22 protein-coding genes are annotated in these 24,059 nt (G+C 67.3%); 6 read left to right on the forward strand and 16 right to left on the reverse strand.

The features are described from left to right. Positions 1 to 36: 36 nt before the first annotated feature. The 12 genes from RIN79_RS07855 to RIN79_RS07910 all read right to left on the reverse strand — a co-directional run bounded on the left by RIN79_RS07855 (position 37) and on the right by RIN79_RS07910 (position 13,981). A complete protein-coding gene (locus tag RIN79_RS07855; protein ID WP_309084154.1) occupies positions 37 to 3,000 on the reverse strand; it encodes a bifunctional [glutamine synthetase] adenylyltransferase/[glutamine synthetase]-adenylyl-L-tyrosine phosphorylase in 2,964 nt (987 codons plus the stop codon). Positions 3,001 to 3,072: 72 nt separating this feature from the next. Continuing rightward, a complete protein-coding gene (locus RIN79_RS07860) occupies positions 3,073 to 4,479 on the reverse strand; it encodes a HAMP domain-containing sensor histidine kinase (RefSeq protein WP_309084082.1) in 1,407 nt (468 codons plus the stop codon). Continuing rightward, a complete protein-coding gene (locus RIN79_RS07865; protein WP_309084083.1) occupies positions 4,480 to 5,154 on the reverse strand; it encodes a response regulator transcription factor in 675 nt (224 codons plus the stop codon). It lies immediately after the preceding gene. A 111-nt stretch (positions 5,155 to 5,265) separates the two neighbouring features. Next, positions 5,266 to 6,780, reverse strand: a complete 1,515-nt coding sequence (locus tag RIN79_RS07870) for a Do family serine endopeptidase (RefSeq protein WP_309084084.1) — start codon at positions 6,778 to 6,780, stop codon at positions 5,266 to 5,268. Between the two features lie 137 nt (positions 6,781 to 6,917). Then, complete coding sequence (locus tag RIN79_RS07875; RefSeq protein ID WP_309084085.1) at positions 6,918 to 7,385, reverse strand: cytochrome c-type biogenesis protein CcmH; 468 nt, start codon at positions 7,383 to 7,385, stop codon at positions 6,918 to 6,920. Next, positions 7,382 to 9,367, reverse strand: coding sequence for a heme lyase CcmF/NrfE family subunit (locus RIN79_RS07880; RefSeq protein ID WP_309084086.1), 1,986 nt, complete (start codon positions 9,365 to 9,367; stop codon positions 7,382 to 7,384). The genes RIN79_RS07875 and RIN79_RS07880 overlap by 4 nt, the downstream gene beginning before the upstream one ends. A gap of 10 nt (positions 9,368 to 9,377) precedes the next feature. Further along, complete coding sequence (ccmE, locus tag RIN79_RS07885; protein ID WP_309084087.1) at positions 9,378 to 9,812, reverse strand: cytochrome c maturation protein CcmE; 435 nt, start codon at positions 9,810 to 9,812, stop codon at positions 9,378 to 9,380. A gap of 3 nt (positions 9,813 to 9,815) precedes the next feature. After that, positions 9,816 to 10,955 (reverse strand): c-type cytochrome biogenesis protein CcmI, encoded by a 1,140-nt coding sequence (gene ccmI, locus RIN79_RS07890; protein ID WP_309084088.1) that lies wholly within the window; start codon positions 10,953 to 10,955, stop codon positions 9,816 to 9,818. 78 nt (positions 10,956 to 11,033) lie between these two features. Beyond that, positions 11,034 to 11,465 (reverse strand): RT0821/Lpp0805 family surface protein, encoded by a 432-nt coding sequence (locus tag RIN79_RS07895; RefSeq protein ID WP_309084089.1) that lies wholly within the window; start codon positions 11,463 to 11,465, stop codon positions 11,034 to 11,036. Positions 11,466 to 11,551: 86 nt separating this feature from the next. Next, positions 11,552 to 12,976, reverse strand: coding sequence for an ATP-binding protein (locus RIN79_RS07900; protein ID WP_309084090.1), 1,425 nt, complete (start codon positions 12,974 to 12,976; stop codon positions 11,552 to 11,554). Then, positions 12,969 to 13,634, reverse strand: a complete 666-nt coding sequence (locus RIN79_RS07905) for a response regulator transcription factor (RefSeq protein ID WP_309084091.1) — start codon at positions 13,632 to 13,634, stop codon at positions 12,969 to 12,971. Before RIN79_RS07905 ends, RIN79_RS07900 begins: the two co-directional genes overlap by 8 nt. Before the next feature lie 56 nt (positions 13,635 to 13,690). Beyond that, positions 13,691 to 13,981 carry a hypothetical protein gene (locus RIN79_RS07910; protein WP_309084092.1) on the reverse strand — a complete coding sequence of 97 codons (291 nt, stop codon included), beginning with the start codon at positions 13,979 to 13,981 and terminating at the stop codon, positions 13,691 to 13,693. Between the two features lie 1,024 nt (positions 13,982 to 15,005). On the opposite strand from RIN79_RS07910, the gene RIN79_RS07915 reads away from it, so the two are divergent. The 3 genes from RIN79_RS07915 to RIN79_RS07925 all read left to right on the forward strand — a co-directional run bounded on the left by RIN79_RS07915 (position 15,006) and on the right by RIN79_RS07925 (position 18,414). Next, positions 15,006 to 17,156, forward strand: coding sequence for a penicillin-binding protein 1A (locus RIN79_RS07915; RefSeq protein ID WP_309084093.1), 2,151 nt, complete (start codon positions 15,006 to 15,008; stop codon positions 17,154 to 17,156). A 129-nt stretch (positions 17,157 to 17,285) separates the two neighbouring features. Then, entirely contained in the window at positions 17,286 to 17,870 is a 585-nt protein-coding gene (locus tag RIN79_RS07920) for a DUF1214 domain-containing protein (RefSeq protein WP_309084094.1), read from the forward strand. Next, positions 17,863 to 18,414: a DUF1254 domain-containing protein gene (locus RIN79_RS07925; protein ID WP_309084095.1), complete on the forward strand. Its 552-nt coding sequence runs from the start codon at positions 17,863 to 17,865 to the stop codon at positions 18,412 to 18,414. Before RIN79_RS07920 ends, RIN79_RS07925 begins: the two co-directional genes overlap by 8 nt. Before the next feature lie 101 nt (positions 18,415 to 18,515). On the opposite strand, the gene RIN79_RS07930 is transcribed toward RIN79_RS07925, so the two are convergent. Next, positions 18,516 to 18,698: a hypothetical protein gene (locus RIN79_RS07930; protein WP_309084096.1), complete on the reverse strand. Its 183-nt coding sequence runs from the start codon at positions 18,696 to 18,698 to the stop codon at positions 18,516 to 18,518. Positions 18,699 to 19,005: 307 nt separating this feature from the next. Between RIN79_RS07930 and RIN79_RS07935 the strand changes: the two genes are divergently transcribed. After that, entirely contained in the window at positions 19,006 to 19,836 is an 831-nt protein-coding gene (locus RIN79_RS07935) for a hypothetical protein (protein WP_309084097.1), read from the forward strand. Here RIN79_RS07935 and RIN79_RS07940 read toward each other — a convergent pair. The 3 genes from RIN79_RS07940 to RIN79_RS07950 are packed head-to-tail and all read right to left on the reverse strand — an operon-like array spanning position 19,812 to position 22,774. Next, the gene (locus tag RIN79_RS07940; RefSeq protein WP_309084098.1) at positions 19,812 to 20,156 is read right to left on the reverse strand and encodes a DUF1491 family protein; all 345 of its coding nucleotides are present in this window, start codon (positions 20,154 to 20,156) and stop codon (positions 19,812 to 19,814) included. The genes RIN79_RS07935 and RIN79_RS07940 overlap by 25 nt on opposite strands. Before the next feature lie 22 nt (positions 20,157 to 20,178). After that, a complete protein-coding gene (locus RIN79_RS07945) occupies positions 20,179 to 21,024 on the reverse strand; it encodes a peptidoglycan-binding domain-containing protein (protein WP_309084099.1) in 846 nt (281 codons plus the stop codon). Beyond that, complete coding sequence (locus RIN79_RS07950) at positions 20,984 to 22,774, reverse strand: PAS domain-containing sensor histidine kinase (protein WP_309084100.1); 1,791 nt, start codon at positions 22,772 to 22,774, stop codon at positions 20,984 to 20,986. The genes RIN79_RS07945 and RIN79_RS07950 overlap by 41 nt, the downstream gene beginning before the upstream one ends. 438 nt (positions 22,775 to 23,212) lie before the next feature. On the opposite strand from RIN79_RS07950, the gene RIN79_RS07955 reads away from it, so the two are divergent. After that, positions 23,213 to 23,575, forward strand: a complete 363-nt coding sequence (locus tag RIN79_RS07955; RefSeq protein WP_309084101.1) for a DUF5330 domain-containing protein — start codon at positions 23,213 to 23,215, stop codon at positions 23,573 to 23,575. 57 nt (positions 23,576 to 23,632) lie between these two features. Then, positions 23,633 to 24,058, forward strand: a complete 426-nt coding sequence (locus RIN79_RS07960; protein ID WP_309084155.1) for a SufE family protein — start codon at positions 23,633 to 23,635, stop codon at positions 24,056 to 24,058. Position 24,059: the final 1 nt, after the last annotated feature.

Consider the following 24,059-nt stretch of genomic DNA (forward strand, 5'->3'; position numbering starts at 1 on the left):
CATCCTTGCCCAATTCCAGCTGGTTGCAGGGCGCCGTCAGCCCTTCCGCAGCAGGCGGTCGAAATGCCCCCTCACCCGTCTGGCGGTATCGGCAAGATGTGCCTCCAGGACGGTAAGATCGGGCAGATCGACACTGCGCAGGAGAATGTCGGCAAGGCCAGGCGGCACGTCCTGTGGGTCGAGCGGGCCGGTGAGGCACAGGCGCACGATCTGCGTCAGCATCATATAGAGGCGGTGCGCCTCCACCAGCTCCTCGCGCATCTGCGCGTCGGCAAAGTCGGGCGCAAGCGCGGCCAGGATCTCCCCTGTCCCGGTCGGGCGGGGATCGGCGAGGCACTGGCCGGAGAGCGAGGCGACCTGGGCGATGAATTCCAGATCGATGATGCCGCCCTTGACCAGCTTCAGGTCCCAGATGTCCCTTGCCGGCTTCTCCTGTTCGAGGAGATCGCGCATCTCCACCGCGTCGCGTCCCAGCTTGGCCCTGTCGCGCGGCATGGAGATGATCGCCTGCACCTCCTCCCTGGCCTCCTCGGCTAGGGAAGCGTCACCGGCCACCGGCCGCGCGCGCGTCAGCGCCATGTGCTCCCAGGTCCAGGCTTCGGTCCGCTGATACTTGCGGAAGGAATCGATGTGGGTCGCCACCGGCCCCTTGTTGCCGGAGGGCCGCAGCCGCAGGTCCAGCTCGTAGAGCACGCCCTCGGCCGTGGGTGCGGAGACGGCGGCGATCAGTCGCTGGGTGAGCCGGGCGTAATAATGCGACGGAGCGAGCGGCTTCCCGCCATCCGATTCCTCCGCGTCCGGCGCATGGTCGTAGAGCAGGATCAAATCCACGTCGGAGCCCGCCGTCAGCTCGCGGCTGCCGAGCTTGCCCATGCCGAGGATCGCTGCGTGGCCGCCCGTCACCCGCCCGTGGGAGCGGGCAAATTCCTCCTGGACCGCCTCGAAAGCTGCGCCGATCGTGAGGTCGGCAAGGTCGGAGAACGCCTTGCCGGCGCGGCTGGCATCAATGCTGCCGGTGAGCAGCCTGATGCCGATCAGGAATTTCTGCTCGGCAGCGAATATGCGCAGGCGATCCAGCTGGTCCTCGAAGGCGCGCGCGCCGGAAAGGAACGTCTCCAGCCGCTCGGAAAGATAGGCCCGGTTGGGCAGCTCCGACAGAAGCGCAGGATCGAGCAGGCCGTCGAAGACGTGCGGCCGGCGCGTGATGATCGCGGCAAGCCGAGGCGCGGTCCCCATGATGGTGGCAAGCAGGTTGAGGAGCCGCGGATTGGACTGCAGGAGCGAGAAGAGCTGAATGCCGCTCGGCAGGCCAGAAAGGAACTCATCAAAGCGCAGCAGCGCCTCGTCCGCGCGCTGGGTGCGCCCGAAGGTTTCGAGCAGTGCCGGAGCAAGCTCCGTCAGCCGCTCCCGCGCCTCGGCCGACTGGGTCACGCGGTAACGCCCGAAATGCCAGCCGCGGATGACCCGGCAGATATCGCTCGGACGCTCGAAGCCGAGTTCGGAGAGCGTGTTCAAGGTGCCCGGATCGTCCACATCGCCCGTGAAGACCAGATTGCCCACACCGCGCGAAAGCTGCGGCGCCGTCTCGAACAGCGCTGCATAGTGGCGCTCGACCGTGTGCAGCGCCTGGCGGAAGGCGCCGGCGAAGGCCTCGCCGCCGGGGTAGCCGAGCAGGCGGGCGATCCGCTCCAGGTCCTCCGCGCTTTCGGGCAGAAGATGCGTCTGCTCGTCCGCCACCATCTGGACGGCGTTCTCGACCTCGCGCAGGAACCAGTACTGTGCGGTCAGCTCCTCCCCCGCCTCGGCGGTGATCCAGCCGCGCTCGGCGAGTTTTTCCAGCATCGCGGCGGTCTCGCGGCCGCGCAGTTCCGGAAAGCGGCCGCCGGCGATAAGCTGCTGCGTCTGCACGAAGAACTCGATCTCGCGGATGCCGCCGCGCCCAAGCTTCACATTGTGGCCGAGAACAGCGATCTCGCCATGGCCCTTATGGGCGTGGATCTGGCGCTTGATCGAATGCACGTCGGCAATCGCCGCATAGTCGAGATATTTGCGCCAGACATAGGGCTGCAGTTCGCCCAGGAACCGCGTCCCTGCCTCAAGGTCCCCGGCGATGGGCCGGGCCTTGATCATGGCCGCGCGTTCCCAGTTCTGGCCACGGCCCTCATAGTAGTTGAGGGCCGCCTCCACTGGCAGCGCCAGCGGCGTCGAGCCGGGGTCCGGCCTCAGCCGCAGGTCGGTGCGGAAGACATAGCCGTCCTCCGTGCGGTCCTGCAGGATGCGCACAAGCCGCCGCGTAAGCCGCACGAAGAGATCGACCGCCTCCAGCGGCTCGACGATAGCCGGCGCGGCGGGATCGATGAGGACGATGAGGTCTATGTCGGAGGAATAGTTGAGCTCGCGCGCGCCGAGCTTGCCCATGGCAAGCAGGATCCATCCGCTCCCCTTCGCGGGTTCCGATGCATCGGGCAGGCGCAGCTTGCCCTGGCGGTCAGCGTCGCGCAGGAGAAAATCGGCCGCCGAGCGTATGCAGGCCTCGGCAAGGAAGCTGAGCCGCGAGACGGTCCTGGCAGCATTCGCCTCTCCAGCCAGACTGCCGAGGGCGATCAGGAAATGTGCCTCGCGCTTCAGCCGGCGCAGCGCCTTCATGACGCTTGCCTCGCTGGCACCCTCCGCCAGTCCCGCCGCGCCGATCTCGCTGTTCAGCCGGTCGAGCCGCGCCTGCAGCCCTTCGCCGAAAAGCGCTTCAAGGTTTTGCGGCGCGCGCCGGGCGCAATCGCGCAGATAAGGCGAAAGATCGAACACGGCGCCGAGGAAGTCCGCCAGCGGCCCGCCTTCCGAAAGGAGCGCGGCCAGCTGCGGGCAGTCCCGCTCTCCCGCGACTTTGCCGAGCGAGGCCAGTTCCTCCCTCGCATGGGCCGCGTCGAGGGGAACGAGCTTGCGCATGGGCATGCCGAACCAGGCGGCGCCGTCCGCGCCATTCAGCGGTTGGTCATCGGCCATGGCAGCCAACGAGGTTTCGAGCGGCGGCGCGCCGTCCGTGGTCTCTTCTGCCATTAGCCATACTGCTCGCCATCACCCATTCTTGCCCGTGGGGAAGACCATCGCAACCGTGAGACCGCCGCCCTCCCCGGAAAGTTCCAGCCGTCCGCCGTGGAATGTCATCACGGCCTTGGCGAGGCTTAAACCCAAGCCGGAGCCCGGCTGGCTGCGGCTTGCTTCGAGCCGCACGAAGCGCTCGGTCGCGCGTTCCCGGTCTTCTTCCGGTATTCCCGGCCCGTTGTCGCGCACGCCGAGCCGCACCGCCTGAGCCTCCCAGCGCAGGAAGACCACGACGGAAGGCTTATCGCCGAAGCCGGCCGAATATTTCATGGCGTTGTCGACGATATTCGACAGGGCCTGGCCAATGAGCTCGCGATTTCCCTCCACCTGCACGGTCTCGGTCGCTTGGGCGCGCAGGTCCACTCCCATCTGCTCCGCCACCGGCTCATAGAGCTCCACCACATCGGCGACGATGGCGGCGAGATCGACCTGCGCCGTGCTCTCGGCCGAATAGCCGGCCTCGAGCCGCGAGATCATCAGGATGGCGTTGAAGGTGCGGATGAGCTGGTCGGACTCGGCGATGGTCTGCTCCAGCGCCTCGCGGGCCGCGGCCGGCCCCGCATTGCCGTTCAGGGCCGCTTCGGCGCGGTTGCGCAGGCGCGTCAGCGGCGTCTTCAGATCATGGGCTATGTTGGCGGAGACCTGCTTCAGCCCCTCATTCAGCGCGGCGATGCGGTCGAGCATTGCGTTGAGGTTTTCCGAAAGCCGGTCGAATTCGTCGCCGGCTCCGGTGACGGGAAGCCGGCGCGACAGGTCGCCTCCCATGATCTGACGGCTTGCCTCCGAAACGCTGTCGATGCGCCGCAACGCGTGGCGGCCGACAAAGAACCAGATCAGAAGCGCGCCGAGCCCCATCATGCCCAGGGCGGCGGCGAGCGCACGCCGGATGACCCGGCGAAACTGCTCCGGCTCGCCGAGATCGCGGCCGACGAGCAGGATCATCTGGTTGGGCAGGCGGATCACCTGCGCCACCGCCGTGTGATCGCTGTCGCTGCGCATGGCGCCGCGTTCGCCGTAGCGGCGGTAGAAGAAGGGGCGCTCGGTCCACCCCGGCTCGTCGAGGGCGCCGGGCTGGATGCTCTCCACATTTCCCGACAGGATGAGGCCGTTCGGATCGGCGATGAGATAGAGGTTGGCGCCCGGCTGGCGCGCCCTGATCTCCACCAGGCGCACGAGGCCGGGCAGGCCGGCGCGCTGATAGGCCCGCGCCAGGTCGGAGACCTCCTCGACGATGGCGTCCTGGGTCTGCGCCGTCAGCATGCGGGCGGAGAGCGAGCTGACATAGATCACCAGCACGACCGCGCAGGCGGCAAACAATACCAGATAAAGCGCGGAAAGCCGCGCGGCCGTCGTCTTCATGATGGCCGGGAGAGCGGCCATTCAGTCGGCCCGGAGCATATAGCCCGCGCCGCGCACTGTATGGAGGATGGGTTTTTCGAAACCCTTCTCGATCTTCCCCCGCAGGCGCGAGATGTGCACGTCGATCACATTGGTCTGAGGGTCGAAGTGATAGTCCCAGACATTTTCCAGAAGCATGGTGCGCGTGACCACCTGCCCGGCATGGCGCATCAGATATTCGAGAAGGCGGAATTCGCGCGGCTGAAGCGTGATCTCCTGGCCGCCGCGCCGCACGGTGTGCGAAAGACGGTCGAGCTCAAGGTCGCCCACCCTGTAGACCGTCTCCACGTCGCGCGCGCCGGCGCGGCGCTTCAGCACCTCGACACGCGCGAGAAGCTCCGAAAACGCGTAGGGCTTGGTCAGGTAGTCATCGCCGCCGGCGCGAAGGCCCGTCACGCGGTCGTCCACTTCGCCCAGCGCGGAGAGGATCAGCGCCGGCGTGGTGTTCCCCTTGGCCCGGAGGCCGGCAATCACCGACAGGCCGTCGCGGCGCGGCAGCATGCGGTCGATCACGAATACGTCGTAGTTCCCGTTGTCGGCGAGCGCGAAACCGGCGTCTCCGTCGGCGGCGAGATCGGCCGTATGCCCGGCCTCGGAAAAGGCTTTCTTGAGAAAGCTCGCCGCCTCGCGATCGTCTTCTATGATCAGAATCTTCATGGCGCCCGACTATACACTAACTGCCGCGCATCCCGGCCGCCCATGTGAAAGCGGCGGCGGGTTCGCCCCGCCACCGCCGCCGGAAAGCGTCCGTGGGTCCGCGCCCGCGGCTCAGCCGATCGGCAGAGCGACGAAGCGGTTCGCGTCGTCGCGGACGACCTGCAGGAGAACCGCGCCGCGGCCCGCCTCGCCCGCAGCCTCCACCGCTGCCGACAGATCCTCGGCCGACTTCACCGGCCTGGAGTTGACGGCGCGGATGACGTCGCCGGGCATGATGCCATTGTCCTCCGCCGCGCTGCCAGGCTCGACATTGGTGACGACAAGCCCGTTGCCGTCATCGGACGGGGTGACGGTCATGCCGAAGCTCGTGGTCTCGGCCTGCCCATCGCTTCGCCTCTCGGGCGCGGCGGAAGCCACCTGGTCCGTGTCGGGCATCTCGGCCACCTTGACGGTGATCTCCTGGGACTTGCCGTCGCGCCACACCGTCACGTTGATGTTCTTGCCGATGTCCTGCTCCGCGACGATGCGCGCAAGCTCGCGCGGCGAGGCGACCGGCTTGCCGTCGAGCGCGATCACGACGTCGCCGGCCTGAATGCCGGCCTCTGCGGCGGGCTGGCCTTCCTGGGGCTCGACGATGAGGGCGCCCTTCTGATCCTTCAGACCGAGGGACTCGGCGATCTCCGGGGTCACCTCCTGGATCTGCACGCCGATATAGCCGCGCTCCACCGTGCCGTCGTCGATGAGGTCCTCCACAACGGTCTTCGCCAGGGAGGCGGGGATCGCGAAGGCGATGCCGACATTGCCGCCGGAAGGAGAGAAGATGGCGGTGTTCACGCCGACCACCTCGCCGGCTAGGTTGAAGGTCGGGCCGCCCGAATTGCCCTGGTTGACCGCGGCGTCGATCTGCAGGAAGTCGTCATAGGTGCCCGCGCCGATATAGCGCCCGCGCGCCGAGACGATGCCCGCGGTCACCGTGCCGCCGAGGCCGAAGGGGTTGCCAACAGCCACCACCCAGTCGCCGACGCGCACGCTGTCGTCGCTGCCGAAGCTCACATAGGTGAACTCGCGGTCGGCATCGACCTTCAGCACGGCAAGGTCGGTGCGCGGGTCCTTGCCGACCAGATCGGCCTTGAGTTCGGTGCCGTCATCAAGCACGACCGTGTACTCGCTGCCGCCCTCGACCACGTGATTGTTGGTGACGAGATAGCCGTCGTCGGAGATGAAGAAGCCGGAGCCCTGAGAGATCGGCCGCGGGCGCTGGGGCGCGCGCTCACCGCGCGGAGCCCCGCTCCGGGGCCCCTGGAACTCGTCGAAGAAGCGCCGCAGCGGGTGGTTCTCAGGCAGATTCTCGAAGCCCGGCATGTCAAAGAAAGGCGTCGCCACCGTGCCCGCCGCTGGCGCATCGCCGCTCACGCGCACGCTGACCACGGCGGGCGTGACCGCCTGCACCACATCGGCAAAGCTCGGCGCCTGGACCGGCCGCTCGAGCTTGACGGGTTCGGCAAAGACCGGAACCGTTCCGGTGCTGACGGCGCCGAAGCCGATCGCGCCCGCGATCGCCACCGACGCCACGGCGGCAGCGAGCCGGGTGCGTGTCTTTGAAGTTACCTTGTTGCCTGCATTCATGGCGATATCAGCTCCTCTTGGCTGGCAAATCCTATCGAGCCTTGCAGCTCCGCTGTGCATCAGATAGGACCGGGCACCTTACGATGCCATTTCCGCGGCATGAAACTTTCGTAATGTTGTCAGTGCCGGCTCGGAGCCTATTCGTTCCGCTCCAGCACCTTGCGTAGCGCCGCTTCCTCTTCCGCCGAAAGTCCGGCTGTGGCTTTGCCGCCGCGCCTGCGGAAGGCGAGAAAGGCGAGAATGCCTCCGCCCAGAAGGAAGAGGGCCGGAGTCGCCCAGAGCACCGCGTTGCGCGGACTGAAGCGTGGCTTCAGCAGCACGAACTCCCCGTAGCGGGAAACGACATAGTCCAGCACCTCCGCGTCGCTGTCGCCGGCCTCGATGCGTTCGCGCACCAGGACGCGCAGGTCGCGCGCAAGCTCCGCGTCGGAATCGTCGATGGACTGGTTCTGGCAGACCATGCACCGCAGCTCGGCGGACAGGTCCCGCGCCCGCGCCTCGAGGGCGGGATCGGCGAGCATCTCATCCGGCTGAACGGCGACGGCAGGGCCGCAGAGGGCCAGGAGGAGGCCGACGGCAGCCAGTCCTGCCCCAGCCCTCTTCATGCCCCCTCGCCCGCGGCCGCCACCGCCAGCTTGCGCCTTGCCGGAACACCGACGCGCAGCCTGCGGTCGAACAGCGAAACCGCCCCGCCGACCATCATGACCAGTGCGCCCAGCCAGATGAGGGTGACCAGCGGCTTCCACCAGATGCGCACGACGAGGCCGCTCGCCGTCTCGTCGCCGATCGAGACATAGAGCTGGCTCAGCCCGAACGTCCTGATCCCTGCTTCGGTGGTGGGCATGCCCCGCGCGGCGTAAAACCGCTTGGACGAGACGATCTCGCCCAGAGATGCCCCGCCTTCGCCTGTCACGGCGAACACAGCGCGGTCCTCGGTGTAGTTGGGGCCGGTGAAGGGCCGAAGATTCTCGAAAGTCAGCGAATAACCGCCGATCTCGGCGACCTGGCCCGGCCGCATGGTCAGGATGCTTTCGGCTTCCAGCGTCGTCACGGCGACGACGCCGAGCGCCGTCAGGCCGAGGCCAGCATGTGCCAGCGCGGTGCCGAACATGGACAGCGGAAGGCCGGCAAGCCTGCCGAGGGCGACAGAGGGCGGGACCTTGCCGATGCCGATCTTCAAACAAAGATCCGTCAGCGCGCCGAAGATGAGCCACAGACCGAGCGCAAGCCCGAGGGCCGCGAAAGCCGAGGCGCGGTCCATGAGAAAATAGCTGACGATCCCGCTCAGCGCCGCCGCAGCAAAGGCGATCTGCAGCCGCTGCGCAGCCGCCAGAAGGTCGCCGCGCTTCCAGGCAAGCAGCGGCCCGAACGGGACGGCCACCAGCAAGGGCAGGAAGAGCGGGACGAAAGTGAGGTTGAAGAAGGGCGCGCCGACGGAGATCTTTTCCCCCGTGAGCGCCTCGATGAGCAGCGGATAGAGCGTGCCCACCAGGACCGTCGCTGCCGCGGTGGTCAGGAGCAGGTTGTTGAGGACGAGTGCGCCTTCCCGCGAAATCGGGTGGAACAGCCCGCCGGGCGCAAGCGCGGCCGCGCGCACCGCGAAGAGCGCAAGCGCCCCGCCGATGAAGAAGACGAGGATCGCCAGGATGAAGACGCCGCGGGTCGGATCGCTGGCGAATGTGTGGACGGAGGTGAGCACGCCCGAGCGCACCAGAAAGGTGCCGAGCAGCGAAAGCGAGAAGGTGAGTATGGCGAGCAGCACCGTCCAGATCTTCAGCGCCGACCGCTTCTCCATCACGATGGCCGAGTGGAGCAGCGCCGTGCCGGAGAGCCAGGGCAGGAAGGAGGCGTTCTCCACCGGGTCCCAAAACCAGAAGCCGCCCCAGCCGAGCTCGTAATAGGCCCAGTAGGAACCCATGGCGATGCCGCCGGTGAGAAATGCCCAGGCTGCGAGCGTCCAAGGCCGCACCCAGCGCGCCCACGCCGCATCGATGCGCCCTTCGATCAGGGCCGCAACGGCAAAGGAGAAGGAGATGGAGAAGCCGACATAGCCGAGGTAGAGCAGCGGCGGGTGGATGGCGAGGCCGATATCCTGCAGGATCGGGTTGAGGTCGCGCCCCTCGATCGGCGCGGGCTGCAGGCGGTTGAACGGATTGGACGTGAAGAGGATGAAAAGGAGAAAGGCGCTGGCGATGAGCCCCTGCACGGCCAGCACATTGGCCTTGAGCGTCGGCGGCAGGTTGCGGCCGAAGGCGGCGACCAGCGCGCCGAACAGCGCCAGGATGAGCACCCAGAGCAGCATCGAGCCTTCGTGATTGCCCCAGGCGCCGGTGATCTTGAAGAGAAGCGGCTTGGCAGAGTGGGAATTCTCCCAGACATTCAAGACGGAAAAGTCTGACTGGACATAGGCGAGCACGAGCGCCGCGAAGGCGGCCGCGACCAAGGCAAAGCCGGTGATGGCCACCGGCTCGCCGACACGCATCAGGGGAAGGCTCCCGATGCGCGCGCCCATGAGCGGCGCAGCGGACTGCACCAGCGCCAGCGCGAGCGCCAGCACCAGGGCGAAATGGCCGAGTTCGACGCTCACATCCGCTCCCTCACTGCTCCTGCCACACACCCTCCTCCTTCAGCCTTTCGGCCACCTCGCGCGGCATATAGGTCTCGTCGTGCTTTGCGAGCACCGTGTCCGCCACGAATACCCCGTCCGATCCCAGCGTTCCTTCGGTGACCACCCCCTGCTCCTCGCGGAAGAGGTCCGGCAGGATGCCTTGATAGACCACCTCGACCTCGTTTTCGCTGTCCGCGACCACGAAGCGGACGCGGGTCCCCTCGCCGCGCTTGATGGAACCGGGCTGGACGAGGCCGCCGAGACGGATGCGCTCGCCCGCCGCGGCATGCTGCGAGAGAAGGTCGGCCGGCATGTAGAAATAGGAGGTCTGCTGTCCCAGCGCATAGAAGGTCAGGCCCGCCGCCAGGGCGAGAAAGCCCATCCCCGTGCCGATGATGGCCAGCCGCTTCTGCTTGCGCGTCATGGCCTACCTCACCGCCGTGATGCCGAGCGTGCCGGCAAACTCGGTGAGCGCCTGCCCTTCGGCGCTTTCGGCGCCCAGCGCCGCGAGCGCTCGCCCCAGGGCATCGGCAGCCTCGCCCCTCCTGCCCAGGACCACATAGGAGCGCAGCAGCCTGCGCCAGCCTTCCGGATCGGCCGGGTTGTCGCGCAGTTTTGCATCGAGGCTGGCAACCATGCCTTCTATCATCTCCTGGCGCGCCTCGGGCTCCATGTTCCCGGCGGCAGCGATATCTTCCTGCGATGGCCCGGCCGCACCGGCTCCGGCTCTTTGCTGCTGCGCTGCCGCCAGATTCGCAAGCGCCTGGCCGGCGACGCCTTTCCAGGGGGAATCGTCGGGAAGGCTCTCCGACATCTCCTGCCAGATCGCGCGCGCCTCCTCGTGTCTGCCTTCCTGCGCCCGCGCCATCGCGGTGTAAAAGCGCGCGCGGGAATTGGCCTTGTCCAGATCCATGGCGCGCCGGAACGCCGCTTCCGCATCGGCGGTCACCACGCCCCCGCTCTGCCCTACCATCGCCTCGCCAAGTCCCGCCTCCCTGTCGGCCGTAGCGCCCGCGAGGGCGATGGTACGGCGGTAGGCGGCGATCGCATCACCATAGCGTCCGAGCCGCGCATAGACCGGCGCCAGCACTTCCCAGCCGCGTGCGTCCTCGGGATTATCGGCCAGATGGGCTTCCGTGCGCGCGATCAGCTCGTCGAGCGAGGCGCCGGAGGGGTCCTGCTGCAGCCGGGCTTGGAGCGGCAGGGTCGGCAGGCCCGGTGAGCCGAGCATCGCGTAAAGGCCCCAGCTGACCACCGGCACGGCGAGAACGGCGGCCATGGCGATCGCGCCCGCCAGCTTCGCGTGCTGGGGCGCTGCGCCGCTTTTTTCTTGCGCCTTAGTCAGCCGCAGGATTTTCCGGCCGATCTCCGCGCGCGCCTCGGCGGCGTCGGATTCGGAGATGAGGCCGCGGCGGACCTCCTCGTCCAACTCGCGCAGCTGATCGCGATAGACGGCGATATCATGCTCGCCTGCGGCCGCATCCTTGTCGGCCTTGCGTAGGAAAGGCTTCATCACCGCAAGCGACGCGGCAAGCGTCAGGAGTGCTGCGAGGAGCCAGAAAAACATGGGTCTTCAATATCCATTCCGGCCGCGGGTGCCAACTCCCGAGCGCTGCGTCCTTTTGGCGGGGCCCGCCGCCGGCGGTCAGTCGAGCAGCGTCCAGCTTCCGTCGGCATTGCGGCATGCCGTGCCGCGCGCCGTGCGGGTCGTTCCGCCAGCGATGACGGAATGGGAATAGGGGCGGCAATCCTGCGAGCCGACTCGGTAAGGCTGCGCCGCCGTGACGGTGCCGCTGCGCCCGTTTCCTCCGCCCTGCCAGGTCACCGGCTGGCCGGCCGGCGCCGTTTCGAGGGCGCGATACTCCGCATCGATCGCCGCCAGGCGCTCGCGCCGGCCAAGATCGGCGCCAAGCTCGCGCATGATCAGCCCCCCGCCGGTGATCCCGCCGATGGCGGGCTGCGGAGTTTGATTCGGCGAGGGCCTTGCCGCCACGTCGACGGACCGCGGCAAACCATCGGCGGCGCAGCCGGCAAGCGCCAGCGCCGCCCCCATAACGGCAATCGCCAGAATCTTCATTGCTGCTCCAGCCCCTCGCCTAAAGACGCCCGCGCCTATAGACCATGTTTGACGGAATTTTGTCCACGGGCTGCCGCGGAAAGCTCTCACGGCGAAGGAAGCGACACCTCCGCGCGCAGGCCCCCGAGGGGGGAACGCTCCAGCGCCAACGTGCCCCCATATTCCTTCACCAGATCCGCGACGATGGCCAAGCCAAGGCCTGTCCCCGGCTTGCTCTCGTCGAGCCTGCGTCCGCGCTTCAGAGCCTGACGGGCCTGTTCCTCGGGAATTCCCGGGCCGTCATCCTCGATGATGATGCGGAAGCGGCGCTCGCCCGCCCCTCCTGTCGGGTCGAGCGAAAGGACCACCCGTCCGCTCGCCCATTTCATCGCATTCTCCACGAGATTTCCGGTGATCTCCTCCAGGTCCTCCCGCTCACCGGCAAAGACAACCTCCGCCCGCGGCAGCTCCAAATGCAGCCGCTTGTCCGGGTTCAGCTTCTCGGCGACCCGCGCCAGCCTCGCCAGCGTCTCGTTGACCGGGCTGCGCGAGGCGAGCGTGTTGCGCTGCGCCGCCGCGCGGGCACGCTGGAGATAGTGGTCGATCTGCTTCTGCATCGCCTCGGCCTGGCTGGCGATCAGGATTCCCTTCTCGCCGCCCAGCGCACGGCCCTCGTTCATCAGCACGGCAAGCGGAGTCTTCAGCGAATGGGCAAGATTGCCCACCTGGGTGCGCGCACGCTCGATGATGCGGCGGTTGCTTTCGATGAGCGCATTGGTCTCCTCCGCCAGCGGCGCGATCTCGCGAGGGAAGTCGCCAGAGAGCCGCTCCGCGGTGCCGGAGCGGATATTGGCGAGGGCAAGGCGGATGCTGCCAAGGGGCTTCAGCGCGAGCAGGATGGCGAAGACATTGATGGCGATCATGCCGAGGCCGAAGATCGCCAGATAGGCAAAAAGCCGGCCGGCGAAATCGGCAATCTCCTGCTCCAGTTCGCTGCGGTTGCCCATGACGCGGAAACGCGCGATCCGGTCGATCTGGTCGAGCACGATCTCCGCCTCCAGCGCCTCGATCTGCTCGCCGCCCGGCCCTTCGGCGAGGTACTTGCGCCGGAAGCCGCGGTCGAACGGCACCGCCTCCGCCGAAGGTGAAGCCACCGGCATGACCAGCGAGGGCGACTGCAGCCGGTTGCGCAGCGCCTCCGATGCGGGTTCCACGGACCAGTACCATCCCGACAAGGGTTCGGAAAACCGCAGGTCGCCGAGATTGGGGCTGCCCACCAGCCGGCCGTCCTCGGTGGCGCTCACCGAGGCGATCAGGTTGAACAGGTGGGCCGAAAGCACATTGTCGAAGCCGCGCTCGCTCACCTGGCGGAAAAGCGCCGAGATCACGGTCGCGATCACCACAAGCGCGATGATGGCCCAGATGGAAGAGAAGGCGACGACGCGAAAGGTGAGCGTGCGCGGCAAGGTCCTCAGCCGCGATTTGATCGACGCCAGCGGGCTCTTTCTTGCGGCCGGCGCCGCGTCAGCCATGCGGCTCGCGCATGCGGTAGCCCATGCCTCGCACTGTTTCGATCAGATCAAGGCCCAGCTTCTTGCGCAGCCGGCCTACAAACACCTCGATCGTGTTGGAGTCGCGGTCGAAATCCTGGTCGTAAAGATGCTCCACCAGTTCCGTCCGCGACACCACGGAACCCTTGTGGTGCATCAGATAGGCGAGCATCCGGTACTCATGCGAGGTGAGCTTCAGCGGCACGCCGTTGATGTCGGCCTTGGAGGCCTTGGTGTCGAGCCTCAGCGGCCCGCAGAGGAGTTCCGGCGAGGCATGGCCCGCGGCGCGGCGGATGAGCGCCCGCAGCCGAGCCAGTATTTCCTCCATGTGAAAGGGTTTTGTGACGTAGTCGTCCGCGCCGGCGTCGATTCCCGAAACCTTGTCGCTCCAGCGGTCCCGCGCGGTGAGGATGAGCACCGGCATCGTGCGCCCGTCGCGCCGCCACCGCTCCAGGACGCTGATCCCGTCCATCTGCGGCAGGCCAATGTCGAGCACCACCGCGTCATAGGGTTCGGTGTCGCCCAGGAAATGCCCCTCCTCGCCGTCGAAGGCGCGATCGACCACGTAGCCCGCATCCTCCAGCGCGGCACAGATCTGCCGGTTCAGGTCCTTGTCGTCTTCGACAACGAGAATGCGCATGGATTCAACCGCCTAAGCCGCCACACGTCGAAAGTGAATCAAGAAGTTTTGGTACTTTACCGCGCCGGAACGGTGATTTCCATGCGCCGCGGCCTCTCGCCGTCCCGAGCCGGCACAAGGACGACGATCCGGCACACCACCGAGCCGCCCCGCGACTCCGCGGAAGCGCCGGCGAGCGTGCCTCCCTGCTCGGCCGCCACCTGCTGACCGATGGCATAGCAGTCGGCTCCGCCCTGCGCCAAAAGCGTCGTGGCTCCGGCCGACGGCTCTTCATGTGCGCTCGCTCCTGCCAGAAGCAACGCAAACGCCGCGACCCCACCTGCACTTATGAGACGGATGTTCTTCATGGCCTTTGTGTAGCCGAAGCGGGCTGAATGGGGAATGAACAATTGCGCGGCTGGCCACAGGCAACGGCGGCCCGGATCCCGCATGCGCAGTCCGGCTGCGCATGCGGGCTCGGGTCAGCCGATCCGGCTATCGGCCGCCAGCCGGCCCCGCTTCCGGCAGCATGGGGAAGGTGACGACCGGTATCTCCCGCCGCCTTGAACGCCTGCCTGTCCGTCAGCTTGTCCCGCGACCATCGCGGCGGCGAGCTCGCAAGCAAGCTCCACGATGCGTGGCATCGATGAGGGAGAGTGCGGCGGCCAGGTCTGCATCGCTTCTTTTCTGCTTGTCTGCGGCGCGTTCGGGCAGGCGGTTCATCTCGCCTAGCTTTTCGACCATCCTCAGCATCGAGGACAGCGCGTCGATTTGGCTCTTGTCGTAGGCGCCGGTCGCCCGCCCTCCGGCGCTCGCCGTCTCGAGGTCGCCGATCAGCCGATCCGAGAGCGCGACCAGCCGCCTGTCTAAGGCTTCCGGATCCGCGTCCGAAAGAAGGGGCGCCAGGCGCCAGCCCTCCTTTTTCGCGCGCCGCGCCAGATATTTCTCGGTACATCCGCTCGCCTGCGCCAGCAGCGGCAGGGTTGGCGCGCGCGCCCTCGGCCATTGCCTGAACCGCCGCCCTCTGGACGGCCGCCGATCTGTTTCGCACGGTTCACCTCCGGACAAGAAAAAAGCGCTGGCCGGGGGGCGCAGCGCTTGCCGAAATTCACGGGTGGTTGGGGGTCTCGGATGTGCGGGGCGGCAAGGCGCCTGAGCGACCTGCGCCGGACCCACTTTTCCGACGATGCCTGAACCCTACCAGACCGCCGTCACGCTGTCAAGGACTATTTTCCTATGCAAAAATATCACGGCTGCGGCCCCTTAACTTGAACCCGGATTGCCGCTACGGGATTATTAAACTTGATAGGTCTGTGTTCGATACACATCTTGTCGTAGCGCCGTTCCGCGACAGATGCTTCAGCTGTGGGTATGGGCCGGCGGGCGAGTGACATGGAAGAGAAGCGCAGATCGAGAAAGGGGAAGGCGCCGAGGGCCACGGTTTTCCTCGACATCGACGCGTGGATCGATTCCAGCCTCTACGAGATCGGCTTCAAGGCCTCGGAATTCTGGGAAAACCTCACCATCTTCTCCCGCCGCTTCCGCGTCTACGGGGCCAAGCGCGCGGCGGCCGAGCTTTTCAGCGAAGGCTGCACCATGCTCGCCGTGGGGGCCGTCGTCATGCTGGCGCTCGCCATGCCCGCCTTCCAGGAGACGAAGGGCGACTGGCGGGCGCAGGACGATTATGCCGTCACCTTCCTCGACCGCTTCGGCCAGGAGATCGGCCAGCGCGGCATCCGCCAGCGCGACTCCGTCCCGGTCGACGAGATGCCGGACCATGTCATCAAGGCGGTGCTGGCCACCGAGGACCGGCGCTTCTTCGAGCATTTCGGCATAGACTTCATCGGCCTCCTGCGCGCCACGGCGGTGAACATGCGCGCCAACTCCGTCGTCCAGGGCGGCTCCACCCTCAGCCAGCAGCTCGCAAAGAACCTGTTTCTGACCAACGAGCGGACGGTCGAGCGCAAGATCAAGGAGGCCTTCCTCGCCCTTTGGCTGGAAACGAACCTGTCGAAGAAGGAGATTCTCCAGCTCTATCTCGACCGGGCTTATCTCGGCGGCGGCTCCTTCGGCATCGCAGCGGCTGCCGACTTCTATTTCAACAAGCAGGTGAAGGACTTGACGCTGGCCGAGGCGGCGATGATCGCCGGCCTCTTCAAGGCGCCGGCGCGCTATGCGCCGCATATCAACCTGCCGGCCGCGCGGGCGCGGGCCAACGAAGTGCTGTCCAACATGGTCCAGGCCGGCCTCATGACCGAAGGCCAGGTCCTGTCGGCGCGCCTCAACCCGGCGAGCGCGGTCGACAGGGGCAATCGCGAAGCCCCGGATTATTTCCTCGACTGGGCGTTCGAGGAGGTGAAGAAGATCGTCCCGAAGGGCGCCACGCACGCCCTCATCGCCCGCACCACCATCGATCTCGACCTGCAGGAGGCGGCGGAGGAATCGCTCGAATTCCACCTGCGCCAATACGGCAAGGACTATGACGTGGAGGAAGGCGCCATCGTGCTGATGGACACGGACGGGGCTGTGCGCGCGCTCGTCGGCGGGCGCGACTACGGCCAGAGCCAGTTCAACCGGGCCACGCGCGCGCTGCGCCAGCCCGGCTCCTCCTTCAAGCCCTATGTGTACGCGGCCGCCATGGAAGCGGGCTTCACGCCGAAATCAGTCGTCTCCGACGCGCCGATCTCCTGGGGCAACTGGTCGCCGCAGAATTACGGCCGCAGCTTCGCCGGTCGTGTCGACCTCATGACTGCGCTCGCCCGCTCCCACAATACCGTGCCGGTACGGCTTGCGCGCGATCACCTGGGCATCCCCGTCATCCAGAGGCTCGTCGGCGAGATGGGCGTCGAGACGGAGCTCAACGGCCACAAGACGATGGTGCTCGGCTCCTCCGACGTCACGGTCATGGACCAGGCCACCGGCTACAGCGTCTTCGCCAATGGCGGCTATACCGGCACGCGCCACGGCATCGTGCAGCTCACCACCCATTCGGGCGAAGTGATCTACGATGTCCGGAAGGACGCCCCCCCGCCGCGCCGCGTGCTCTCGGAGAAGGCGGTCTCCTACATGAACACCATGCTCGTCGCCGTGCCCGAATGGGGCACGGGCCGCCGCGCCGCCCTCCCCGGCATCCGCTCCGCCGGCAAGACGGGCACGGCGCAATCCTATCGCGACGCCTGGTATGTCGGCTTCACCGGCAACTACGTGGCCGCGGTCTGGCTCGGCAATGACGACTATCGCCCGACCAACGAGATGACCGGCGGCACGCTGCCGGCCATGGTCTGGCAGCGCTTCATGGCCTATGCGCATCAGAATATCGAGCTGAAGCCCATCGTCGGCATCGAAAACCCCATGCTGCCGCCGGACGGCAAGGCGGTCGCCGAAGCTGCGGGAGGGGCTGGCGGGGAAGAGGCCGGATCGCGCCGGCCGGCCCATTCCATGCCGCTTGCCACACGCGACGTGCTCGACCAGATGGCCGAGCTCTTCCGCTCCGCTCCCGCGCTCAAGGCGGCGCAAGGGCCCGAAGCCCTCTCGGCCCTTTGATCATCTTCCCGATCCAGTGTGGTCGGAAGCCCCGCGAGCAATCTTCCGCCCGGCTCAATCAGGTCATTGACCTCCGGCCTGTCGGGTGCGACACGCCTCACCGATCCGCAAACCTCTCTGCAGCGCTCCATGCTGAAAACGGTCTTCCTCACCCTCGTCACGCTCGCCGTCGCCATCGGCGGAGGGGCCGCCAGCGCCTGGATGATCCTGGAAAACGTGCCGCCGGTCGGCGCCGTCGCCGCCGGGCCGTGGACAGCATTCCCGGATGCGGGCACGCCGGAGGCCGATCCCTATTCGCGCGCCCGCTTCACGCGTGAAGGCGGCATCCCCCTCGGCCGCTCCGAAGGCCTCGTCTTCACCGCATCGCGCGATTCCGCCGAACGCGCGCTGCGGCGCGCCTGCACCTATCGCATCGAGGGCACGATCCCGGCGGCGCGGCTGTGGACGCTGCACGCGGCCGATCCCTCCGGCATGCCCCTTGCGCCCAAGGGTCGCCGCCAGGCGGCGCTTCATTCCGGCATGATCCTGCACCGCGAGGGCGTTCCCTTCGCGATCACGATCTCGCCGCACCCGGCGCCGGACAATTGGCTCGCGGTCACCGGCAGCGGGCCGATGCAGCTCGTCTTCACGCTGCTCGACACACCGGTCTCGACCGGCGTGTCGCTCGGCGAACTCGCAATGCCGGACATCCTCCAGGTGCGTTGCGATGCTTAGGCTGCTCTACGCCCTCCTCCTCGGCCTTTTGGGGGCCGGCATCGTCCACATCGCCATCCTCTTCATGCTGCCCGCCCATTCGGAGCGGGACATCTGGTCGAGGCTGTCGGCGGCGGCGCCGCCCTATGCAATGGTCCGTCTCGGCCCCAACCGGCTCGGCGGCGAAATCCCCGCCCCGGTAAATCCGTTCCTCACCGCCGCCGCCTGCCGGTTCGATCTTGCCGACGGCCCGGTCCACGTTGAGGCGGAAGGTGCGGTGCCCTTCTGGTCCATGTCCATCTACGACAGCAACGGGCTCAACGTCTTCAGCATCAGCGACCGGACGGCAGCCGACGGTGCGCTGGATGTCGTTGCCCTCGATCCCGGCCAGATGCAGCGGATCCGCGGCGAGCTGCCCGCAGAATTTGCTCAATCGGTCTTCATCGAGACCGGCGTGGAGGAAGGGATCGTTCTCGTGCGCGCCTTCGTGCCGGACGAGACGTGGCAGGGGGTGGTCGGCAGGTTCTTCAGCGGCCTCAGCTGTACCCCGCGACCGGTCGGCTAGAGAATTCAAGGGCAAGTCGAAATCACCTGCCGTTGCACAAATTCGGCCAAAGAAACAATGAGCGAAGGCGCGACCTAATCTGAGCATTCCGCTCTAGCAGGTCAGCCTTTGCGGCGATGCTTGCGCTCGCGCCGCATGCCGGCGGCGCTCCCGCGCCGGTCGTCGCGGCCATCAAGCCGCTCGTAGCGCACCCCGGGGAAAATGATGATCGTAGCCCCGCCCTCGGGCGGCGCCCGGTCGGGCTTTTGCGCCGTTCTCGGCCTGAAACCTAGGATCATCGCCATGCGTCTAAGTCCCGCTCGCGTCTGGCCCGGACACGCAACGCGGCCCACCGCGATAAACACATGGTTTGGTTAACAGTTCCTTATCGCAGGGGCGGAGTAGTGAACACTATGCTTAATTTTGCGGTTAATGGCCCGCTAACGCATTCGCGCTACCTTTCACCGGCCGGCATTTTGCCCGGAGCGTCGTGTTCTCAAGCGTTAGGCGTATCGCTGCGTGTCAGCCGCGGATTTCAGGCATATTGCTTTGGGCAGGGGACCGCGCCACTGCGAGCGTATATTTCGTTCCGCCGTGTCGGCCTTCTGCGCGTTGCCGCGGCCGACGCGCGACGAGGCGGCCCAGCTTGACGATCTTGCACTGGGGCTTTTAGACGTCATCCCCGCAGAAACGCGCCGCTTTGCTGCCGCGGCCCTTTGCGAGTGCGACGCGGCGCCGCGCGGTCTCGTCCGCCGGCTGGCCGAGGAGTCGGTCGAGATCGGCGCTCCTCTCCTCGTCCGCTCGCGCGCGCTGAGCGACGTCGATCTCATCGCGCTGATCGCCCGGCAGGGCGTTCCGCATGCCCGCGCCATCGCCCGGCGTGACGAGCTCAATCCCGTGGTCGCAGCGCTCATCCGCGCCCTGCTCGCCCGCGCGGAAACCGACCCGCCCCCTGCAGCCGCGGCCACCCCGCCCGAAGAGGCCGGCAACGCCTTGGAAGCGGTGCGCGGTCAGCTCCGCATCCTCATGCAGGACGGCGCGGGCGAGGAGGAAGAAGGCTCTGCCCCGCTCTCCTCGACCCCGGCGGACCCGTACCCCGCCATCCGCGAAGCGGCGCTTTCCGGCGAGACGCGCCGGTTTGCCGAGGCCCTTGCCGCCGCGCTCGGCCTCACGGTCGCCCGCGCCCGCAGCCTCATCGACGGCGTCACCTATTCAGACCTGCTTTTTGCCTTGAGGGCACTCGAGCTTTCGCCGGAACAGGCTTTCGTCCTCGCCGCGGCGGCTTACCCGGCGCAGGTGACAAATCCGGCGGCGATCCGGCTGTTTCACGTCCGCTACGAAGCCCTCCCGGCGGCAGCGGCCCTGGAGAAGGTTCAGGCTTGGCGGCAGCAGGACCGGAGCGACCGGGCCACGGCCGCTCAGTCGCTGACAAGGGTCAAATAGCCGGAAAGCTCCGCCGCCGTCTCGACCTCGACCACCCAGACGTCTGGATCGAAGCGCAGTTCGCGGGCGAGGCGCTTTTCCACCTCTTCCTCCTCGCCGGTCACCAGGACGGAGACGAACTGTCTCTCGCCCGGCCGGGCCGCGTCGTAGCTCGTCTGCGGCGCGGGGCTGTATAGCTCCAGTTCGCCGATGCGCGTGCGGTGCAGGATGAAGATGGCGCCTGCCTCCCGGGCGCCTTTGCGGCGGACCGCGGCAAAGCCTCCGTCGGAGAAGACACGCCTCACCAGCGCCGACACCCACAATTCGCTGGTAACCCGCATGCTTCCCTCTCACGAGGCGTCGTCAGTTGATGAGGCCGATCTCGCGCATCTTGGCGACCGAGGCCTCGTCCGGCTCGCCGGTCACGGGCAGGCCGAACAGCGACTGAAACTCGCGGAGCGCCTCGCGGGTTCGCGTGCCCATCACGCCGTCCGTTTCCACGGCGTCGTTGCCGAATGCCTTGAGGCCCGCCTGCACGCGGCGGACCAGCGCATCGCCCGCCTCGACGGAGGCGGTCTGCACCTCGCCTGTCGAGACCTGCGTTGCTTGGGGGCGGCTCTCGGAGGCCGTGGAGGCTTTCGCCTGCGTCGCGCTGCCGGCAAGACCCAGCTGCTGCAGCAGCGCCGCGTCGATATCGCCATTCGGCTCGAGGCCCACGATCCGCCGGTAAGTCGTGATGGCCGCGCTGGTCTGCGGGCCCGGCAGTCCGTCGATCGGACCGCGATAGAGGCTGAGATCGCTCAGCACCGACTGCACCGCCCGCACCGTGGCATCGCCGCCGGCCTCGGGCACGGAGCCGGTGGACTCCGGTGCGGGTTCTGCGGAAGACTGCTCCTGCTCCGGAGCAGCTGCGCGCTCTTCGCGCGGAGCGGGCCGCGGGGTGGCCTCGGCGGGCAGCTCCGCGCGGGCAAGCCCCGACGCAAGCACGCGGGTGGACAGGAAAGCGCTTGGATGCACCTGCGGCTGGTAGAAGACCGCGTTGGCGGAAATGAATGCCAGAGAGACCAGAAAGGCCGTCGTGCCGCCCACCGCCACCGGGTTGCGGGCCACTCCCGCGCCCGCGCTCGAGATTGCGCTGCGCAGCCAGCCTCCGCGACGCCCGCGCGGACTAGGCGGTTTTGCGTAGCGCGTCATCGTACCAGTCGCCATTCCAGTTCGCCCCGCTTTTTGCGGCCTCTGCCTCCCATTCCGCCCGCTCCTCCGCCGGCAGCACCGGCAATGAGACATGGACCCGCGTGCCGGCGCCCGGCGCGCTCTCGATGCTCAAGCCGCCGCCCTGCAGCCGCACCAGCCCCTTCACCAGGGCCAGCCCCAGGCCCGTTCCCTGATACTGGCGCGTATAGTCGTTACGCACCTGCATGAAAGGCTTCCCGACTCGCTTCAGATCCTCTTCGGAGATGCCGATCCCCGTATCGCTGACGGTGAATTCCAGGCGGTCGCCGCAGCGCCGCGCGCTGACCTTGACCTCGCCGGCGGGCGTGAATTTAACCGCGTTGGACAGAAGGTTGATCAAGACCTGCTGCACCGCCCGGCGGTCGCAATGCACCGTCCCGACATCCTCCGCGATCTCCGTCGCAAGATGAACCGACTTGGCTTCCGCCTGCTGCGCCGTCATGGCCATGCACAGGCGCACCGCGTCTTCGAAGCGGAAGGCTTCGGTCTGCAGCGCATAGGCGCCCGACTGCAGCTTCGAAACGTCGAGGATCGCGTTGACGACCGAAAGCAGGTGGCCGCCCGCCTCGCGGATCAGCTCCACATATTCGCGCTGCTTCCCGTTGGCGAACCTGCCGAACATCTCGTTCGCCAGCACATCGGAAAAGCCGACGATCGCATTGAGCGGCGTCCTGAGTTCGTGGCTGACGGAGGCGAGCAATTGGTCGCGCGCCAGCACCGCCATTTCTGCCGTGCGCCGCGCCGAGGCGAGCGCCTCTTCCAGCGCCGCGGTGGCGGCATCGTCGCGCAGCATGACCAGGAAGCCGCCCTCCCCGGCCTTGCCGAGGAATTCGCATATGAAGCTGCGATAGGCGGCGTGGCTCGGGATTCCCGGCTCGGCGGGAACGCGGACGCGGACACGCATCGTCCGCGCTTCCGCTCCTTCCCGGAGATCGCTCAGCGCCGACAGCCAGGCGACCCGGTCGGCAACATGGATCCGGTCGAAGAAACCTGACCCCAGAAGCATTTCCGGCGCGACGCCGAGCAGCGGCTCGGCCCTTCCGGACACGGAGGTCACTTCCCCCGTCTCCTGCAGCCGAAGGAGAGCGGCGCCGATGATGTCCTCCAGCGCCGGCGCGGGTTCCTCCGCCGCCTCCCGGCGCTCGGTCCCGAGAACCAGCGGCAGGCGCGCAAGAATGGTCAAGGCATAGGCCAGCGGCACCATCCATTGCCAGGCGGAGGCTGCGGATATGCCGATGGAGAAGAAGGCAGGCAAGGCTGCGCCGATCGCCAGCGCCGCCGCCGCGGCGGCTATGCCGAAGCCGATCGCCCGCCGCGAACGGCCCACCCATGCCGATTCCAGCGCCAGCGCCGCGCTCATGGCCGCAAGCGGCGAGGCAAGCCCGCCGCCGGCGGCAAGAAGGAGACCAAGGCAGATTGCGCCAAAGGAAAGGGCGAGCGGCTCGACCATCCGCCGCTTGGCCGTCGTGATCAGCGCAAAGGGGGCGAGCAGGCCGATGCCGAACACTAGGGCGATGGAGGCAAGCGCGTCCGCCGCGCCGACCCGCCGAACGGCGACCTCGGCCGTAGCCAACGCCGCCAGGACCGCGCCGGCGAGCAGAACCTCGACCAGCCGCAGCTGCCGCGCCCGTTCCTCGCCCCCCGTCACGGACGGGTGGAGAAGGCGCGCGCAGGCGGCTTTCAGCCCCTGGGGCAAATGGACGGGAAGGGAGGCTTTCGTGCTCAATTCGACGCGCTCTGTCTGTCCGCTTCACCGGGCTCTTCTTCTCGCTCCGACCCTCGCACTCACCCTTTAAGGAAAGGATAAATGGCCCGCATTGGAGGCCGTGCCGAAAGGCCAAAACGCAGCGGAGCTGCAAGTTCTGCCCGGTTGAATGCTGCCATGGTTAACAAAGGGTCGCCCGGAACCGCGCCTTCGAAGGCAGCGCAACAGCAGGGCTGAAAACGGCCGAAAAGCGGAATTCAGAGCCTCTCGAACAGCTTAGCTGGTTAGCGAGGGGTAACGAACCCGCTGGGAATCGAGGAGAACTCGATGAAAATGCTGTTTTCCGGCTTTCTTTACGGATTCGTGGCGAATTTTACGCAATTGATGGAGCGCTCGGGCGCGCGGAGCTTGCCCCCTGAGGCACCTGCGCGCCGCAACGGAATCGGTGGGAAGAAAGACATGGGACTTCTTGTCCGCTCAGCAGCGGGGCTTTCCCTTCTGTTCCTGATACTGCCGATCGACGTCGGGGAAACGGCCGGCGAGCAGCAACAGCAGGTGGGCCCGATCCAGGCCCTCTTCGCCGCGCGTGATGCGGTGCTTGATCTCGCGGGCATTTGCGAGCGCCAGCCGGATGTCTGCGCCACGGCGAGGGCTGCGCTGGCCACCATTGTCGCAAGGGCGACGGAGGCGGTGCGGCTTGCCCAGTCCGTCGGCGACAGCGGCCAGCCGCCCGAAGCGGCAGTTCTACCTGACGCGGCACTGCCCGAGACGGCGCCCGCAATCCCCATCCCGGCGCAGCGCGAGGCTTCGCCGGCCGGCTAGCTGCCACGTGCCGGATTTTTCCGTGACGCCCCGGCGGTGAGGCACTATATGCGGGCCATGGGCACCAGCATCGAGACGATCCGCGACGACTTCGCCTTCCTGGACGACTGGGAGGAGCGCTACCGCTATATCATCGAGCTCGGAAACGACGTGCCGGCCTACCCCGAGGCCGCTCGCAACGAGGCCCACAAGGTGCGGGGCTGCGTGAGCCAGGTGTGGCTCTACACGGAGATCGGCGAGGGACCGGACCCGGTCATCACCTTCCGCGGCGATTCAGATGCGCATATCGTGCGCGGCCTGGTCGCGATCATGCTGGCGCTGTTCAGCGGCAGGCGCGCGAGCGAGATCCTCGCCACCGATGCCGAGGAGACGATGCGCACCCTCGGCCTTGACGAGCACCTTACGCCGCAGCGGGCGAACGGGCTGCGCGCCATGGTCCGCCGCATGAAGGAGGAGGCCAGCGCCGCCATGACGGCGGCGTAGG

Source organism: Chelativorans sp., from assembly GCF_031180965.1.
GTDB lineage: Bacteria > Pseudomonadota > Alphaproteobacteria > Rhizobiales > Rhizobiaceae > Chelativorans.

What these genes read in the sequence shown, in the direction of transcription:
- RIN79_RS07960 (WP_309084155.1), top strand. Translation starts at nt 23,633, where the DNA reads ATGGGCACCAGCATCGAGACGATCCGCGACGACTTCGCCTTCCTGGAC.
- RIN79_RS07915 (WP_309084093.1), top strand. Translation starts at nt 15,006, where the DNA reads ATGGAAGAGAAGCGCAGATCGAGAAAGGGGAAGGCGCCGAGGGCCACG.
- ccmI (WP_309084088.1), bottom strand. Translation starts at nt 10,955, where the DNA reads ATGTTTTTCTGGCTCCTCGCAGCACTCCTGACGCTTGCCGCGTCGCTT.
- RIN79_RS07905 (WP_309084091.1), bottom strand. Translation starts at nt 13,634, where the DNA reads ATGCGCATTCTCGTTGTCGAAGACGACAAGGACCTGAACCGGCAGATC.
- RIN79_RS07855 (WP_309084154.1), bottom strand. Translation starts at nt 3,000, where the DNA reads ATGGCCGATGACCAACCGCTGAATGGCGCGGACGGCGCCGCCTGGTTC.
- RIN79_RS07870 (WP_309084084.1), bottom strand. Translation starts at nt 6,780, where the DNA reads ATGAATGCAGGCAACAAGGTAACTTCAAAGACACGCACCCGGCTCGCT.
- RIN79_RS07875 (WP_309084085.1), bottom strand. Translation starts at nt 7,385, where the DNA reads ATGAAGAGGGCTGGGGCAGGACTGGCTGCCGTCGGCCTCCTCCTGGCC.
- RIN79_RS07860 (WP_309084082.1), bottom strand. Translation starts at nt 4,479, where the DNA reads ATGGCCGCTCTCCCGGCCATCATGAAGACGACGGCCGCGCGGCTTTCC.
- RIN79_RS07925 (WP_309084095.1), top strand. Translation starts at nt 17,863, where the DNA reads ATGCTTAGGCTGCTCTACGCCCTCCTCCTCGGCCTTTTGGGGGCCGGC.
- RIN79_RS07895 (WP_309084089.1), bottom strand. Translation starts at nt 11,465, where the DNA reads ATGAAGATTCTGGCGATTGCCGTTATGGGGGCGGCGCTGGCGCTTGCC.
- RIN79_RS07930 (WP_309084096.1), bottom strand. Translation starts at nt 18,698, where the DNA reads ATGGCGATGATCCTAGGTTTCAGGCCGAGAACGGCGCAAAAGCCCGAC.
- RIN79_RS07865 (WP_309084083.1), bottom strand. Translation starts at nt 5,154, where the DNA reads ATGAAGATTCTGATCATAGAAGACGATCGCGAGGCGGCGAGCTTTCTC.
- RIN79_RS07920 (WP_309084094.1), top strand. Translation starts at nt 17,286, where the DNA reads ATGCTGAAAACGGTCTTCCTCACCCTCGTCACGCTCGCCGTCGCCATC.
- RIN79_RS07945 (WP_309084099.1), bottom strand. Translation starts at nt 21,024, where the DNA reads ATGGCGACTGGTACGATGACGCGCTACGCAAAACCGCCTAGTCCGCGC.
- RIN79_RS07955 (WP_309084101.1), top strand. Translation starts at nt 23,213, where the DNA reads ATGGGACTTCTTGTCCGCTCAGCAGCGGGGCTTTCCCTTCTGTTCCTG.
- RIN79_RS07900 (WP_309084090.1), bottom strand. Translation starts at nt 12,976, where the DNA reads ATGGCTGACGCGGCGCCGGCCGCAAGAAAGAGCCCGCTGGCGTCGATC.
- ccmE (WP_309084087.1), bottom strand. Translation starts at nt 9,812, where the DNA reads ATGACGCGCAAGCAGAAGCGGCTGGCCATCATCGGCACGGGGATGGGC.
- RIN79_RS07910 (WP_309084092.1), bottom strand. Translation starts at nt 13,981, where the DNA reads ATGAAGAACATCCGTCTCATAAGTGCAGGTGGGGTCGCGGCGTTTGCG.
- RIN79_RS07940 (WP_309084098.1), bottom strand. Translation starts at nt 20,156, where the DNA reads ATGCGGGTTACCAGCGAATTGTGGGTGTCGGCGCTGGTGAGGCGTGTC.